The sequence below is a fragment of the Methanobrevibacter thaueri genome (assembly GCF_003111625.1).
Taxonomy (GTDB): domain Archaea; phylum Methanobacteriota; class Methanobacteria; order Methanobacteriales; family Methanobacteriaceae; genus Methanocatella; species Methanocatella thaueri.
The window spans coordinates 82,270-96,120 of the sequence record NZ_MZGS01000016.1; the positions used below are offsets into that span (position 1 = coordinate 82,270).

13 protein-coding genes and 1 pseudogene are annotated in these 13,851 nt (G+C 38.5%); 1 reads left to right on the top strand and 13 read right to left on the bottom strand.

Annotated features, from left to right (window positions below):
- Positions 1–143: 143 nt before the first annotated feature.
- The 10 genes from MBBTH_RS02430 to MBBTH_RS02475 all read right to left on the bottom strand — a co-directional run bounded on the left by MBBTH_RS02430 (position 144) and on the right by MBBTH_RS02475 (position 11,075).
- Entirely contained in the window at positions 144–1,994 is a 1,851-nt protein-coding gene (locus MBBTH_RS02430; protein ID WP_116591459.1) for a tyrosine-type recombinase/integrase, read from the bottom strand.
- A gap of 68 nt (positions 1,995–2,062) precedes the next feature.
- Positions 2,063–2,851: a Ni-sirohydrochlorin a,c-diamide reductive cyclase ATP-dependent reductase subunit gene (gene cfbC, locus MBBTH_RS02435; protein WP_116591460.1), complete on the bottom strand. Its 789-nt coding sequence runs from the start codon at positions 2,849–2,851 to the stop codon at positions 2,063–2,065.
- Complete coding sequence (locus MBBTH_RS02440; RefSeq protein ID WP_116591461.1) at positions 2,844–4,091, bottom strand: peptidase U32 family protein; 1,248 nt, start codon at positions 4,089–4,091, stop codon at positions 2,844–2,846. Before MBBTH_RS02440 ends, cfbC begins: the two co-directional genes overlap by 8 nt.
- A gap of 6 nt (positions 4,092–4,097) precedes the next feature.
- Positions 4,098–5,519, bottom strand: coding sequence for an amidophosphoribosyltransferase (gene purF, locus MBBTH_RS02445; protein ID WP_207773310.1), 1,422 nt, complete (start codon positions 5,517–5,519; stop codon positions 4,098–4,100).
- A 65-nt stretch (positions 5,520–5,584) separates the two neighbouring features.
- A complete protein-coding gene (locus MBBTH_RS02450) occupies positions 5,585–6,478 on the bottom strand; it encodes a hypothetical protein (RefSeq protein ID WP_116591462.1) in 894 nt (297 codons plus the stop codon).
- Between the two features lie 9 nt (positions 6,479–6,487).
- Entirely contained in the window at positions 6,488–7,456 is a 969-nt protein-coding gene (gene galE, locus MBBTH_RS02455; protein ID WP_116591463.1) for a UDP-glucose 4-epimerase GalE, read from the bottom strand.
- Between the two features lie 9 nt (positions 7,457–7,465).
- Positions 7,466–8,644, bottom strand: a complete 1,179-nt coding sequence (locus tag MBBTH_RS02460) for an NAD(P)/FAD-dependent oxidoreductase (protein WP_116591464.1) — start codon at positions 8,642–8,644, stop codon at positions 7,466–7,468.
- Between the two features lie 5 nt (positions 8,645–8,649).
- On the bottom strand, positions 8,650–8,817 hold the full coding sequence (locus tag MBBTH_RS02465; protein ID WP_116591465.1) for a 4Fe-4S binding protein: 168 nt from the start codon (positions 8,815–8,817) through the stop codon (positions 8,650–8,652).
- Positions 8,818–8,939: 122 nt separating this feature from the next.
- Positions 8,940–9,365: a universal stress protein gene (locus MBBTH_RS02470; RefSeq protein WP_116591466.1), complete on the bottom strand. Its 426-nt coding sequence runs from the start codon at positions 9,363–9,365 to the stop codon at positions 8,940–8,942.
- Between the two features lie 3 nt (positions 9,366–9,368).
- Positions 9,369–11,075, bottom strand: coding sequence for an ATP-binding cassette domain-containing protein (locus MBBTH_RS02475; RefSeq protein WP_116591467.1), 1,707 nt, complete (start codon positions 11,073–11,075; stop codon positions 9,369–9,371).
- Positions 11,076–11,162: 87 nt separating this feature from the next.
- Between MBBTH_RS02475 and MBBTH_RS02480 the strand changes: the two genes are divergently transcribed.
- On the top strand, positions 11,163–11,462 hold the full coding sequence (locus MBBTH_RS02480) for a hypothetical protein (protein ID WP_116591468.1): 300 nt from the start codon (positions 11,163–11,165) through the stop codon (positions 11,460–11,462).
- Here MBBTH_RS02480 and MBBTH_RS02485 read toward each other — a convergent pair.
- The 3 genes and pseudogenes from MBBTH_RS02485 to uvrC form a co-directional block, all read right to left on the bottom strand.
- On the bottom strand, positions 11,456–11,812 hold the full coding sequence (locus MBBTH_RS02485; protein WP_243409625.1) for a hypothetical protein: 357 nt from the start codon (positions 11,810–11,812) through the stop codon (positions 11,456–11,458). The two genes, MBBTH_RS02480 and MBBTH_RS02485, sit on opposite strands and share 7 nt — an antisense overlap.
- A gap of 120 nt (positions 11,813–11,932) precedes the next feature.
- Positions 11,933–11,998 (bottom strand): annotated as a pseudogene (locus MBBTH_RS11235) (zinc-ribbon domain-containing protein); the annotation flags it as partial.
- A gap of 100 nt (positions 11,999–12,098) precedes the next feature.
- A complete protein-coding gene (uvrC, locus tag MBBTH_RS02490) occupies positions 12,099–13,850 on the bottom strand; it encodes an excinuclease ABC subunit UvrC (protein WP_116591470.1) in 1,752 nt (583 codons plus the stop codon).
- Between the last annotated feature and the right edge of the window lies 1 nt (position 13,851).

Here is a 13,851-nt window from a genome sequence, read left to right on the forward strand (position 1 = left end):
GTCTATTCAACAAAGATAATATAAGTTGTGGATTAAATGTGGTTTGATACATACCTGCTAATACATAACATCATTCTTGCTTACTTGCCTTCTCCATTTAGGCCGAAGGTGCTGTTATATGGAGGAGGTTTTGATTAAGTGGGCTAATCTACGGTCAGATATTCCATTAGCACATCTTGAACCATGTTATCTTTATCCTCATCAGTTAAATTATCAATATTGTCCTTATTCTTTTTGATAATATATAAAATGATATTGTTTAATGTTACTTCATCATCTTTAACCATATTCCAAAGGGTATCATTTGATTTTATTAACTCAAATAACTCAAATTGTAAAGTTAAATGTTTAGTTACAAATTCCACTTCATCTGGTGTTAATTCTTTTTTATCAAATAACTCAATTTCAGGATTTAAGGTATATTTTACTATAGATTTTTGGATTAATGAATTTAAATAAACATCATCATTTCTGAAGTTGGATTCATTTTCTATGGCAAATTCATATGCTAATTTACATAATATGCTACATTTTTTTCTTCCTATTGACACATCTTCTTCTTGATTTAGTATATTTTCTTTATAGTTATTATCAAAATATTCAAAGATAATTTTCTGAATATTACTTCTGTTCCTGTTAAATGATAGATTATCTACTTGTTCTTGTGTTTGATTAATTAATTTTGTAAGTTCTTCTATTTTTTTATCTTTTTCAGCATTCTGATTAGTTAAAGCTTCAATTTTTTTATCAGCTTCAGAAACTTTTTTATTCAATTCTTCTGTTTCTTTGTTTGTAACAATTTTTGTTTCTACATTATCTAATGACAGTGCATCATGAATATTATTAATATAAATTTCTTTTATTTCCTTTACTTTTTTCTTAACATAAGATTTATCATTAGGTAAACCATCTGAATGACCTTCTAACAAAGCACAAACTCTTATATCTCCACAATTTTTAGCTACAGTGCTAATAAAGTATTTTCTACAAGTGTGAGGGTGGAATCTAGGTATTTTTAATAGTTCATCAGTAAAATCTTCTTCACTGATTTTTCCATCTGCAATTTGTTGTTTAATTTGATTTTCTTTCCATAGATGAAATTTTTTATTTTTTTCACCCCATTGAGTTGCTACAGATGTAGGTTTCATAGGATTTACGTATTCTTCTCTTCTTGACCCAAACAAAGCCCATTTTTTACTAATTTTTAACTTTGAATCCTCATTCCTTTTTTTGTTTTTATTCGGAAGGTATTGATTTTTGATATGGCGCAAATATTGTAAAATTAAATTACTAGAATGAGTCGAATTGAATGTTATACACTTTACACCATGCCTTTCAGTTTTATGTGGTTCAAAAACCCATTGACCAATCATATCTTCAGGAGCATTATCAATAAAGTCCTCTACATCAACAAAATCATGATATTCCTCCGTTGCTTTCATAAAATCAGAAATGGACAAAGATAAAGCATCACCAATACGCATTCCTGTTGATGTTAGAAAATTTGCTAAAGAAATATGAACTAAAGACATATCTTGTAAAAGATAATTATAATCTTCTTTGGTCAATAAATACCAATCATCAGAATCATCTTCTAACTTTTTTATTTTAGGGATTAATACACCGAATTCTCGAAGAAAAGCAATTATCAAAGATCTTTGACCATTAATTGTAACATTTTTATTATTCCTTTGTCTACAATAATCAACAAATTGATTTAAATATTTATTTATCTTTGAATCTTTATTGTTTACATCAAATCTTATTTCCCTTATTCTCTCATTTCCATTTTCATCTGGAGGTAGTTTTTCTTTAGTTACAATATTTTGTTCATCAGTACAATCAGCAATAATTTCTCCAAGTGTTTTGTTAGTAGCTTCACAAAATTTAGTTAAAATATCAAAGTATTTTTCTGCAGTAGTTTCATTTCTTAAAGAATCAGAGATAAATAATTGATAATACTCATCATTTCTAACATCATATTCTTTATTCATGGAAGGTCCTCCTTTATCTAAAAATAATATTTATTTTAAAAGATATTTAAGATTTTCCTTCCTTCAAGTTAAGAATGGAAGAATTCCTCGAATTCCTCATCCTCCATAGGTTCCGGAGTTGATACGTTTTCATTATGCATAATGCTTGAAGCAAGGTCTCGGTATTCTTGCGCTTCTGCACTTTCAGGGTATTTTTCTACAACAGTCTTTGCATCTAATTCAGCATCTTGAATCAAATTACTTCTATGAATGGTGCCAATAACATGTGTTCCTATCTTTTCGGCAAAGTCGTTGACTATTTGCTCCTCATTATCCACATTCCTGCAGTTGCAGACAATACCGCTCAAGTTACCCTTAAGCTTCTTAACACCACGAACAATATTGTTTGCAGCATATAAAGCCATATATTCACCAGAAGTGACAATCAATACCTCATCAGCATATTTTTCACGCAAAGGCACTGAAAAACCGCCGCATACAACATCACCCAGCACGTCATATACTACAACATCCAAATCATCATCGAAAATGCCAAGCTGTTCAAGGTATTTCATGGCGACAATGACACCACGGCCGGCACATCCAACACCCGGCTCAGGTCCTCCGCTCTCTACGCATTGAATGTTCTTGAAACCTTGGAATACCAAATCTTCCTTTTCAGGGTTTCTATTGTCCCTTAATGTATTTACAACAGTTGGAATCCTCTTACCATATAATGTGCGTGTGGTGTCTGCCTTAGGATCGCATCCAATCACAAGACAGTTCAAATCGTCACTGCCCCATACGGCGGACAGGTTTGCCACAGTGGTACTCTTTCCAATTCCACCCTTTCCATAAATAGCTATTTTCTTAATCATCAATATTCCTCTCAACTAGTTTATAGACAAAATCATTTTCACGGACCTTTGTAGGCATTGCTATTGCAACGTTTGAGCCCTTTTCAACATAATCAACCGATTTTCCTTCAATCTGCATGGAATCGATTGTATGGGTGATTGAGCCTGTGGTTTGGCCCTGTATTATAATCTTATCGCCAATCCTCAAATCATCCCAAATCCTAAGTTCAGCAGCCTTGACCTTATTGTAATAGTTTACGACCTGGCCTATGTCCCTTTTGATGTATTTTGACTGGTTGTCCTCACTCCTCTCAAATGGAGTGTTGAAATAAAAGTTTGTGTCAAATCCACGGTTGAAGACGCTTGTCAGCTCTTCCATCCATTCCGGCTTTACATTATACTCATCGGGATTCTCGCTATAGCTGTCAATGGCCTCACGATAGATTCCTGTAACCATGGCACCATAATCGGCACTTCTGGCCCTTCCCTCAATCTTGAATGAGGCAACTCCACTTTTCATGAGCTCGGGAATGTGTTCAATCATGCACATGTCCTTTGGTGAGAAGAAGTTGGTTCTGTAGCTTGCGTCATCGCTTCCGGTGACTATGAATCTTTCATCCTCAACATCCGAAAAGTTAACTACGTTGTCCTCTCCCTCTTCATATGTCAATGTCCAGTTCTTGCGGCATGGCTGCAGGCAATCACCGCAATTGGCGCTTCTGCCGTACAATCCATAGCTTAAAAAGCAACGCCCTGAAATGGCCATGCAAATCGCTCCATGCACAAATATCTCAGTTTCGATTGGGGATTTGCTGGTGATTTCAGTGATTTCTGACAGGGACAGTTCCCTTGATAGTATTGCCCTTTTCGCCCCTAACTTCTTAAGGGTCTTAAGGGTGTAAGAATTAGTTACATTTTCCTGAACGCTGATATGGGCCTCAAGACCGTGGGAAACGGTATCCTCAATCAGTCCGATGTCTGATAAAATAAGTCCGTCGATTTCAGATGAGGCAATCATCTCCAGATTTGACTCCAGTTCACATGCAAGCTTTTCATTCAGGATAATGTTAGTGCCCAGATAGGTTTTAGCTCCATACTCCTTGGCTATTCTTGCCACTTCACCTAAATCATCCAAGGAAAAGTTTTTGGCATTGGCCCTCATGTTATAGTCTTCAAGGCCAAAGTAAACAGCATCCGCACCGTTCTCCAAAACGGCACGAAGTGAAATGAAATTTCCGGCTGGAGCTAACAGTTCAACCATAAGTATCTAAGGCTTGTAATAGGTTTCAGCTTCAAGACCTTCAGGAATCTCTGTAGGGTATTTCTCGTTTACGCAACCCAGACACAGGTTTTCCTCAGGCATTCCAATAGCCTTGACCAAAGCAGGCAATGTGATGTATCCTAAAGAGTCAACACCCAGCTGCTCTCTGATTTCCTCGGTTGAGTAATTGGCTGCAATCAGTTCCTTTTTGGTTGCCATTGCAACGCCGTAGTAACATGGTGAAATGACAGGAGGACAACCTACTAAAAAGTGGATTTCTGCCGGTTCTGCCTCTTTTACCAAATCAAGCAATTGCTTTGAAGTGGTTCCGCGAACAATACTGTCATCTATCAAAATAATCTTTTTGCCTTTGAGGACTTTCTTAATAGGATTTAACTTGAGCCTTACTGCAAGTTCCCTTTCTTCCTGGGTCGGCATGATGAATGTCCTTCCGACATACCTGTTCTTGATTAGACCTTCACCGTAAGGTATTCCGGAAGCCCTTGAGTATCCGATAGCGGCAGGAATTGAAGAGTCGGGAACTGGAATGACGACATCAGCGTCAATAGGGTAGAGCTCATGCAGCTGACGGCCAATGTTCATTCTGGTCTCATAAACGTTGACTCCGTCAATTGTACTGTCGGGTCTTGCGAAGTATACGTATTCGAACATACAATGTGAAAGTTTGCATTCGCCTGCACTTTCCAGCATATGGGATTTGATCTCATTGTCCTTAAAGTAAACGACTTCACCTGGTACAATGTCCCTAACGTATTCCGCATTGATTACGTCAAATGCAACGGTTTCGGATGCCAAAATAAATTCGTCATCTCTTTTAGCAACCGCAAGAGGTTTGATTCCCATAGGGTCCCTTACACCATAAAGGTCCCCATCGACAAGGATTGTCAATGCGTATGATCCCACAAGCTTATCGCATACTGCCTCGATAGCTGCCAGAACATCCTTATCGTTGTCATAATGCTCCTTTTTAAGCATGTAACAGATTACTTCTGAATCGGAATCGGACCTGAAATAGAATCCTTCATTGATAAGCTCCTCTTTTAACTCTCCGGAGTTAACGATATCTCCATTGTGAGCCATGGCAATGAATCCATCACCAAAATCAATTACGAAAGGTTGTGAGTTTTCTATTTTTGACTGGCCAGTGGTTGAATATCTTACATGACCAACCGCATTGTGTCCGGGCAAGCTTTGAATCTTCTCATTGCTGAAAACATCAGTGACTAAGCCCATTCCACAATGAAAACTTAAACCTGTATCTGTATTAAAAGTAGCTATTCCTGCTGATTCTTGACCTCTGTGCTGTAAAGCATACAAACTGTAATAAACTAATGATGCGACATCTTTGGATTGATCTTCTGAGTGAAATCCAATAATACCACACTTGTCTTCCATTTCTCCTTGCATGTGCAGACTCCCTATAAAATAGTATAATAATATCTTTGTTAAACTAGTATAAAATAATTAATGTTTTAGTCCCAGAAGTTTTCAAAAGTGTTCGGAATTTCATAATCGTCAATCACTTCAGGAGGTTTTGTTTCCTCATCATCGGACAGTTCCTTAGCCAATTCACTGGCATTCTCATCAACGAAGATTAATGCGGTTCTGACAATGTTAAGCCATTCAATAGCCTTTTGTCTGGATTCAGCCGCAATATATCCCTGTCCCACAATGATATTGTCGGGCCTGAACTTGTTTGTGGCGATTACAATCCTTTCCTCATCACTTAAATCCTGGTGAAAAATCTCCTGCCACAAATCGTTCAGATTGAAAATCTCCAGGATGTCCCTTGAGTAGATATCCTCATATCTCAATTTGAATGCGGAAAAATCTGATCTGATTGCATCAATGTCTTCACGCAGTTCCTTGTTTTCCTGAGTCAGGACGTCCTGTTCCTTGATGATCTGGTTGTAATCATCAAGCAGGCTGTTATAGTTATGAGTTACCTTCATCAATTTGTTTTCCAATGTATGGATATTGATTAAGTTTAAAGAATAAGACAATGTTGACTTGATTATTGAATTGAGAATCTCCTTTTCGGCCAACTTGAAGTCGATGGATTCGTCTTCAATAATTATGTTGTTGTAATCAAATAATCCAATATGGTTAAAATCAGTTTTTAATTCATTAAAAAGAATATTGAATGTTTCATCATGTCCATATCCACCTATTAGTAGAATATCGGCGCCGCTGGCCACCTTCTTAACTATATTGAGTTCCACTGTAGGTATGATTGATGAAACAATAATGTTATAGTCATTTTCAAGCTGAATATTGTTGACGGCCTTTGAGACAAGCTGCGCAATATCCAAACCGCCTACAATAATACGAACATCAATTTTTGAGTCGTGATTAACGTTTTCCATGAACATTACCTAAATTACATTCATTCTTTCATGCCATTTCCAGGCGGACTCTACAATCTGCTCCAGGTCATATTGTGGAACCCAACCCAGCTTTTCCCTGATTTTTGTTGAATCGGCAATCAATATTGCAGGGTCGCCTTCACGGCGGTCATCCATCTTGACTTCAAAATCACGACCTGTGACCTTTTTGCACATGTCAATCACTTCACGGACTGAATATCCTTCACCGTTTCCAAGGTTAAAGATATTTGACTCATTTTCCTTGCATAGATATTCATATGCCTTGACGTGTGCGTCCGCAAGGTCATTCACATGGATGTAGTCACGGATACAGGTACCGTCAGGAGTGTCGTAATCTGTTCCGAAAATGGATATGCTTTCCCTTTTTCCAATTGCCGCATCTAAAATTAAAGGAATCAAGTGAGTTTCAGGGTCATGCAATTCCCCAATCTCACCATCAAAATCACATCCTGCCGCATTGAAGTATCTTAAGGACACATAATTGAAATCACCCTTATCAGCTTCCCTCTGCAAAGCCTTTTCAGTGATGAACTTTGAATGTCCATAGGGATTGATAGGCTTCAAGTCCTGGTCTTCGGTAATCGGAACATGTTCAGGATTACCGTAAACTGCGGCAGTGGAGGATAAAATAAATTTATCTACTCCATATTCCCTCATGACTTGTAAAAGATTTAGTGTATTTTTATAATTGTTTTTAAAATATTTTTGAGGGAATTCCACTGATTCAGCTACTGATGAAAAGGCACCAAAGTGAATGACACCATCTATGTCATATTTTTCAAAAACTTCACTTACGTCCTTGCTTCCAAAGTCATAGTTTTCAAAGTTTCCCCATTTGACAAAGTTTTCATAGCCCTTGCATAGATTATCGACTACAACAGTGTCATAACCTGCATTATGCAGTGCCTTGTTGGTATGTGAACCGATATAACCTGCTCCACCAGTGATTAGAATCAATTTCAACACCTAAATAAATTTACCTAATTTGAGTAAAGCTTTTGGAGATACTTTAACTAATTTTTGAACGATTTCAGTGGTTGAAATCTTATCAAAACTTTCTCCTTGGAATGCATGTGCAATGCTGTCCAATTCATCATCAGATAATGTTAATAGGTATTCCTGTACTTTTTTGTATCTTTTGATTTCGTGATCGAGCTCGTCGTGAGCCATTTTGTCGTATTGTTTTAAGAATTTTTTGGAACAGTCTTCCTTGATTGCCTGTGCAGCGACTTGGCCTGCGCACATTCCACCGGTCATACCTGAGATGATTCCTCCACCGGTCAATGGGTTTACTTGGCCTGCCGCATCTCCGCAGACTAAAATGTTGTCATCGTAAAGTTTTTTGGTCATTCCGCCAACTGGGTCTCCACCAACGTTCATTTCAACAGCTTGAGCGTTTTTCAAGTAAGGGCAAGTTGCCACAAAGTCATCTAAGTATTCTTTAGCTGTCTTTTCAGCCTTGTGAGGTAAGATTGCAAGTCCAACGTTTGCAATGTCATCACCTTTAGGGAAAATCCACACATATCCTCCAGGTGCGCATGAACCTAGGTAGAATTCAATGACTCCAGGTCTTTCGAATTCGACATTACACATTTCGTATTGGATACCTGATTCCATTTCCTTAGGTTTTGCTGCAGGTCTTAATCCTGCCCATCTTGCCACATGTCCTTCAGGACCGTCAGCGGCGATTAGGATTTTACATTTGTAATCGATTTTTTCGCCCATGCATTCAGTGTAGACAATGTATCCGTCATCGATTTTGTCTATTCCGGTTACAAGAGTTTTGATTCTGATTTCAGCACCTGCTCTTGCAGCATCCATTGCCATATGCTTATCGAAGACTTTTCTCTCAAGAATGTAACCTGCTTCAGGTAATTTTACTTCATCCTTGGTTAACCATACGTCGGTTCCGTCAGGGGTTTGTATCCTTACACCTTGGATTTCCTGAGTTACCCAGCGAGGAGAAGGTTCGATTCCTAATTTTTCTAATCCTTGAATGGAAACTCCTTCCGCACATCTTTTAGGTGCACCAATTTCAGATTTTTTATCCATTAAAATAACTTTTGCTCCGCCTAATGCAGCGTGTTTAGCCGCACTGGATCCTGCAGGTCCTGAACCCACTACAATAACATCAGTTTCAATCATATTAATCAGTCCTCTTTTTCTAAAGCATCAATAGGACATGCTTTAATGCATGTATCACAGTCTTTACAATCCTCATCATTAAACACTAATGAGTACTCTCTTACTTGTATTAAATTTCTTGGGCAAACGCCCGCACATTCTCCACAGAATGAGCACCAATCTTTTACAATCATAAAAATATCTCCTTTAATATAAACAATTTATGTTATAAATACTTTGATGTTTATATTATTTAAAAGTTTACTTAAAAAAAGCCATATAACGAAATAAAAAAAGAAAAATGAGATTTAAGGAATTATTTTATTAGCAATACCGGCACATCAGAGGTTCTAAGTAGCCTTTCTGAAACTGAACCTATTTGAGTATCACTGACATTATTCTCATCAAATGAAACAAAACGGTTGTTGTTTGCCCCATGGGCATGGATGACAACCAAATCTGCACGGGTCTGGTCGATGATGAACTTCATGTCCCTCAAAGGATCTGCTGTGAGCAGGTGCTCCACAACTTCAACGCCAGCCTCATTTGCCTTGGATGTGATTTTGGCCAAAATGGCATCTCCGGAGTCCTCCTCATCATCATAGCTATTGAATGAGAATTCCTCCAGCACATGGACTGCAGCAATCTTGGAGCCAAACTTCTGAGCTATCTCAATGGCGACATCAGCCGCCTTGTATCCATAATCGGAACCGTCTACAGGAACTGTGATTACATCAAACATTGACTAATCCCCTTTCAAGTAATCAGCATGACAGAAGTCAATGAAATTGTCGACAATCTCGTCAATGTTTTCACTGTCATCGATTATCTTACCATCATCCATGAAGACTGCACGGTTGGACAATTCCTTGATGAAATCGGTGTTGTGGGAAATCATTACAATAGTAATTCCGTAGGTTTTTGCAATTGTTTTCAAGGCGTTGGTTACATCCCTCAGGGTAACAGGGTCCAAATCACCGAACGGCTCATCCAAAAGCAGATATTTAGGTCTGGAAATCAAAATCAAGGAAAGCATTACACGTACCTTTTGACCGCCAGACAATTCATAGGATTTCCTGTGCAGGATATCCATGTCCAGGTCCAGACTTTCAAAGATGTCCGCAACGGCTTCCTTGGTTGCTGTTTCCGGGAATTTAGGGAACAGGTCATCCAGAATGTCTGCGTCCAAACCAATTTGTTTTAAACGGTCCCTTGCCTCAACTTCAGGCAAGTCTGTGAGTAAATAAAATGAGTCTAATAATTCATCGCTTAGCCCTATCTTTCTGGCCCTTTCCTGTGCCTGCTTGACAATGTCATCATTCTTATAACCCAATCTTGTTGCCAATTGGCTCAGGACTGTAGCGTAATGGCTTAAGGCAAATTCCTGATGCATGAAACCTAGCTGTGACCTGATTTTCATACGGCCCATTCCAGGAATGTCGACATCTGCCCATTCATCATCCCCAATCTTGTAGAGCACCTCACCCTTGTCAGGATCCTCCAATCCGCCGAGCATCCTTAAAAGGACTGTCTTACCGGCTCCACTAGGTCCGATGATGCTTAGGATATTCTCCTTTTGAACTGTGAAGTTGACGTCTTCAATCTGAAGGACCTCTCCACCGGTCAGCAGGTAGAACCTCTTGTAGATGTCATTCACCTGAATTACGTCCTCATCGGTTGATATGTTGTCTATATCAACTATATCATCCATTCCGTCCATGAACTTGTCACAGATGTCATCTGCTGAGCCTTCATCAACGATTTCGCCGTCCTCAAGCAAGATTACCCTGTCAGCAAGGTACTTTTGGACATCAGGCAAGTGGGAAATGACAATCACGGTTATGTTAAGTTCCTTGTTGATCTTTTTAACCGCATCCAGAATTTCTTGTTTTGTTTTAGGGCATGCCATGGTTGCAGGTTCATCAAGAAGTAAAGCTTTAGGTTGCTTTGCAAGTTGCCTTGCCATAATAAGTCTTTGCTTTTCTCCACCACTTAAAACGGAGGCATAATGGTCTTTCTTGTGGGTGAGAGAAACCATTTCCAAAAGCTCATCGGCCTCTTCACCGAATTCACTTTCTGCAATTTCGAAATTGGTGTCACCCTCATCGAAGTATCTTCTTGCATACAATTTACGAAGCACATTTTCACGCACTGTATCCGGCCAGATACCGAATGACCTTTGAAGGTGTATCGCAGTCTCCTTTTTGAGTTCATTGTAATAGAATTGGGAGGATTCGGAAGTTACCTTTACATTTCCAACGCTAATTGAACCTTCATCAATGTGTTCAACACCTCTTATTGCCCTTAAGAGTGTAGTTTTTCCGGAACCACTTTTACCCATGATTCCAAGTATTTCACCTTCCTTAACTTCAAAACTGACATCCTTAAGTGCGGTGACTTTAGTTCCATCATCTAATTCATAAGCTTTACTTACATTTTCAACTTTTATCATTATTAATGCCCCTTTTAATACATAACAATTTTTATTCGTGAAACTATTTATATTTTAATTTTAATATTATAAAAATAAGTGATAACCATGGCTAGTGAAAACAAAATCCAGGAATATTTGAATATTTTAGAACAGGACAAAATAATGATTGAGACTCATTTCGCCAATATGGAAAAGATTTTAAGAAATGAACCAAAATTAGACCAGCAAAGAGCATTCGGACTACTGAATAACTACAACACACTAAGTATCCAATACGATCAGTTATGCAGTGACCTTATCAATTTCATCAAGATATTCAAGAGCAAAGATGAACAGGAAATCAGACTATACAAGACCGAAGAATTGGTCGAGCTATTGGAAGACAGACTAAGCCAAATTCAGTAATTATAATTAATCACCAAATGACCAGTCACGTTTGTAGATGATTTCTCTTCTACAACTTCACCATTTTTTACAAGCTGAACAGTTAATTCTCCGCTACCGTAATCCTGCTTTTGAACATCAATAGCTATCCTATCCCAGGCGGCACAATCTAGAACAAATGATTTGTTTCCGTAACCTGATTCTTTTACAAGGTAATTAGGATCCCCCATTTCAGCATACCAACTGCCTTCATAGATGATAACGGCTTTGTAGGGATAAGATGATGACTGAAGATTGCTTCCGTCATCGGTAATGACATTTAATGAATCTTGATAAGATGGCTGAGTATTATTATAAATAAATGAAAACAATAAAAAAGCTATAACAATAATCCCCAACACAATTACGATCTTTTTGCCTAGGCCCATATTCCAACTAGTTTCTCGGCGAGTATTTTTAATTCTATTTCCATCAGAGTCTGCAAGTAGATAGGCACAATTATCACAGTATACAGATGTAGGCGAATTTTCATACCCACACCTTGGACATCTAACCATAAATAATAATTCCTCTAAACTTATTATGAAAACTTTATAAAAATTCTTATATTTAAATGTAATTGAAAATTAGCCGTTTTTAGAAAAAAATACTAATTATTTAGTGGTAATAATCATAGACATTTTGAGCCGTTTTTAAATTCATGCCCTCGGTTTTGGCTAATTGCTCTACTGATGCTTTTTTGATGTTTTCCAAGGTTCCAAATTCTTTCAAAAGAGCTATTTTTCTTTTTTTACCGACGCCAACAATATCGTCGAGAGAAGAGGCTTGAATATCCTTACTGCGGAGTTTTCTATGATAGGTTATTGCAAATCTGTGTGATTCATCCCTCACTTGCTGAAGCAAATGCAGAGCTTTATTGTTTTTAGGAATTATAATCGGACGAGATGAATTTGGAATAAATATCTCCTCAAACTCCTTTGCAAGACCAATGATTGGAATATGAGTGAGATCCAATTTCTCCAAAACACCACATGCCATGCCCAGCTGTCCCTTACCTCCATCAATGACTATAAGGTCTGGTTCGGGATCCCTGTTGACCATTTTCAATCTGCGGGTCAAAAGTTCCTCCATCATGGCAAAATCGTTCGGTCCAGGGGTTTCCATACGGAAATGTTTATACATCTTTTTGTTGGGCTTTCCGTCCTTGAATGATACCTTCGAACCCACGGCAAACTTGCCTGAAATGTTACTGATATCGTATCCCTCAATCACACGAGGCATCTTTTCAAGCTTGAGGTATTTTTTGAGCTCTATCAATGCGTCTTCCATCTTTTTCTTCTGATGCTTGATGATTTCAGCATTCTTCTTGGCCATCTTGACAAGCCTTAGCTTAACACCCTTTTGAGGCACCTTGATTTTAACCTTGTTTCCTCTCAAATCGCTTAGCCAATCCTCAAGCAGCTCAACCTCATCAATCTCCTCATCCAAAAGAATCTGCTTCGGAATATGGCGATTGTAACCGTAATACTGCTGAATGAAAGCGAACATGATTTCGGACGGTGAGTCATACTGGGAAGCGCTCATCAGGAAGTCGTCACGCCCCACAATCTTTCCGTTCCGAATTGGCATTATGATGACCACAACCTCATTTTCACCGGGAGCAATTGCTATTACGTCCTGGTCCAAATCATCATCGACCAAGTCGACAAACTGCTTTTCCATTATCTCTTCAATTGATGCAATCTGGTCCCTTATGACGGCTGCCTTTTCAAATTCCTCATTTTCTGCAGCCTGCATCATCTCCTTTTTAAGGTTCCTGACGATTGTGGAGTACTTGCCCTGGAAGAACAAATCAATCTTGCTGATGATTTCAGAATATTCCTCCTTGCTGATTTTTCCATCACATGGAGCATAGCACAGGTCGATTTGGGAATTCAGGCATGGGCCGTTCATGTTGCGGCAGGTCCTTATCTTAAATAGGGACTTTAGAAACTTGACAGTCTGCTTGACCGAGCCCACATCTGTGAACGGTCCGAAATAGACTCCGTTTTTTGTCACGTTACGTGTAATGACAAGTCTCGGAAACTCCTCATCGGTGATTTTGACATATGGATATCTCTTATCATCCTTAAGTTGAACATTATATCTCGGGCGGTGTTTCTTTATCAATGTGGCCTCTAGAATCAACGCCTCCTTCTCGGAGTTGGTAACAATGTACTCCAGGCTGTCGAAATGGCTCATAAGTATTTGGGTTTTCGGCCTGTCGAGCTTTTCCCTAAAATAAGACTTTACCCTTTTAATGAGATTCTTTGCCTTTCCAATATAGATTATTGTGTCTGTCTCATCGCGCATGATGTATACGCCAGGCTTATTCGGCAAATTGTCAGGAGATTTAACTTTGGTTGACATG